At 73.7% G+C, this 2363-nt stretch carries 2 protein-coding genes and 1 pseudogene; 1 reads left to right on the forward strand and 2 read right to left on the reverse strand.

Annotation, left to right across the window (positions count from 1 at the left end):
• Positions 1-1156, reverse strand: a pseudogene (locus FV217_RS22160) (hypothetical protein); the annotation flags it as partial.
• A 22-nt stretch (positions 1157-1178) separates the two neighbouring features.
• Between FV217_RS22160 and FV217_RS22165 the strand changes: the two are divergent.
• On the forward strand, positions 1179-1865 hold the full coding sequence (locus tag FV217_RS22165; RefSeq protein ID WP_147821781.1) for a hypothetical protein: 687 nt from the start codon (positions 1179-1181) through the stop codon (positions 1863-1865).
• A 74-nt stretch (positions 1866-1939) separates the two neighbouring features.
• Here FV217_RS22165 and FV217_RS22170 read toward each other — a convergent pair.
• The coding region (locus FV217_RS22170) for a uroporphyrinogen-III synthase (protein ID WP_187272678.1) at positions 1940-2363 on the reverse strand (424 nt) is incomplete at its 5' end.

The following is a 2363-nucleotide window of genomic DNA, read 5'->3' on the forward strand; positions in this document are numbered from 1 at the left end:
GTGCGAGGCCCGCCCCGTCCCCGGCATCGCTGCCGCGCAGGCTGCCGAGGGCGTCCGCATAGGGCGCGCCGGTCGCGAGGGCGTCGGAGATGCGGTTCGCCGCGACGACGCGGAGCGTCGCCTGCACCGTCGCCGCCTTGGCGCTGCCGTCGACCGTCTTGTCGAGGGTGGCGATGCGGTCGGCCTGCTCCTGCAGACGGCGGTCGACCGCCTTGGCGGCCTCGTCGGCCTGAGCCTTGTTGGCCTCTGCCGTCTGTCGGCTGGCCTGCGTCACCTGCTGCACCGCCTCCGTCGCGGCCGCGACCCGGCCGTCGAGGGATTGCTGCAACTGGTCGAGGCGCTGGCCGAGCGCCTTGTCGGCGGCCTCGTTCGCCTTGGCGCGGGTTTCGACATCGCCCTGCAGGGCCGCGAGCTTCGGCGCAATATCTTCCTCCGGCACGGACGGCGCGCCCTGCGCCTGACCCTTGGTCTCCAGCGCCTTCAGACGCTCGTCGAGATCGGCGAGCCGGACCGTCGCGTCACCGTTCTGCGTTGCGCCGAGCCTGGCCTCCGAGCCCTGCTCGCGGGCCGGCTCCTCCTGGAGGGCGGAGACACGCTGGTCGAGGGCGTCGAGCCGGGCGACGAGGTCGGCCGGCGCGGCCGGAGCCGGCGTCGATCCGTCGGCCGCCGGAACAGCGGGGGCTCCGCCCGCCTTCTGGAGCGCTTGATCCGCCTTCTCGCCCGCGGACGAAGCCGCGGCCTGGGCCTTGGTCAAGGCCTCGGGCAGGGGCTTCAGCGCCGTCTCGTTGGCGGCGACACGCCGGTCGAGGGCCGCCACGGCATCGGCCGGTGCGAGCGCGGCGATGCGCTTGTCGAGGGCGTCGAAACGAGCCGCATCGCCCTTCGGCGTGAGCATGCCCGTCTGGGCGAGCAGGAACAGCAGGACGGCACCGCTCACGCCGCCCAGCAATCCGGATGCGGCGAGGGCGCCGAGGCCCGCGCCGGACTTGGCGGCCGCGACCGAGGGAGCGGACGACGCGGCCGGCTTGGCAGCGCTATCCTTGCCTCCGGTCTTGGCGCCGGCCGGATCGGCGCCGCGATTAGCCTTGAGGTCGAGGATCGGACCATCGGTCAGCGCATCCTCGGGTTTCACCCGCGTGGCACCGGCCGGGGGCACCGTGCCGGCACCGGAGGCGGGCTTGCTGCCGTCCTTCGTTGTATCCTTCGATGCGTCCTTGGCCGCGTCGGGGCCGATGGCGCTGCTGCCGGTCGCCCCGGCTTTGGCGGGCGCCTCGGGCTTGGCAGATCCGGAGGCGGGCGACGGCGCGACGGGCGGAACCGCGCTGCTGCCGGTCGCGCCCGATTTCGCCGGCTGCGTGGGGGAGGCGGCGGAACCGGACGTCGCGCCACTCTGGCCACGGCTGGTAGACCAGACCGTGTTGGGGCCGGAACTGACCGGCTTCGCCGACGCATCCATGACGCCGGCCGCACCGGCACCGCTGGATCCTGGCTTGACGGGTTCCGTGCTCGCCACGGTGGGTTTGGCCGGTTCCGTGACGCCCGGCTTGGGCGCAGCCGATGTTGCGGCAGGCGGTGTCGCGTCTCCCGGCTTCGCGCCGGCACCGCTCGACGCAGTGCCGGTCGCCGCAGCGGGCTTGGCAGGCTCGACCACCTTCGGAGTTTCGGCAGGCTTGGGAGTCGCGCTCGACGGCATGGCGCTGCTGCCGGTCGAGCCGGGCTTGGCAGGTGCGCCGCCCGGCGTGGCCGAAGCCGGCTTGCCGGAGGTGTCGCCCGGTCGGTCGGTGGGCTTGCCGCGCTCGTCTGCCGATGAAGTCACGGGCGTATCATCCCTCTTCTCGGGCCTGCCGTCGGACGCGGCATCGTGAGATGCCCGGCCCGCGAAGACCCCGTTTTCTGTTGTCGGCCTAGCACCGACAGCCCATGCGGACGAGGGCTGCCCTCAGGCCGAATGCGGAAGACCGGCCAGGAGCGCATCCTCGCTCGGCCGCGCCGCAACGAAATGGGCCACGAGTCCGGCCTCGACCAGGGGTACGGCCACGTCTGCCGACAGGCAGTAATGCTCGACTCCGCGAAACGCTCCGTCGAGTCCGGCGGTTTGTGTGAGTCGGAGCGCCGTCGCGGTGCTGCGCCGCGAATAATGCAGCACCGCCGCGAGGCTTCCGTCGCCCAAGGCCTCGGTGACGGGGGCGGGCAGGGCGTCGACGGCCCGCGCCGCGTAGGCCTCCCACACCGTCACGCGGTAGCCGGCGGCATCGAGGCTCGCTCCCGGCTCCGCCTTGCGGTCCTCGCCCGCGACATGGAGCAGGCAGGCGCCCGGCCGCAGGCTGGCCGCGACGCGCCGCGCCAGGGTGGCCGCGTCGCCC

This window comes from Methylobacterium sp. WL9 (assembly GCF_008040035.1).
GTDB lineage: Bacteria > Pseudomonadota > Alphaproteobacteria > Rhizobiales > Beijerinckiaceae > Methylobacterium > Methylobacterium thuringiense.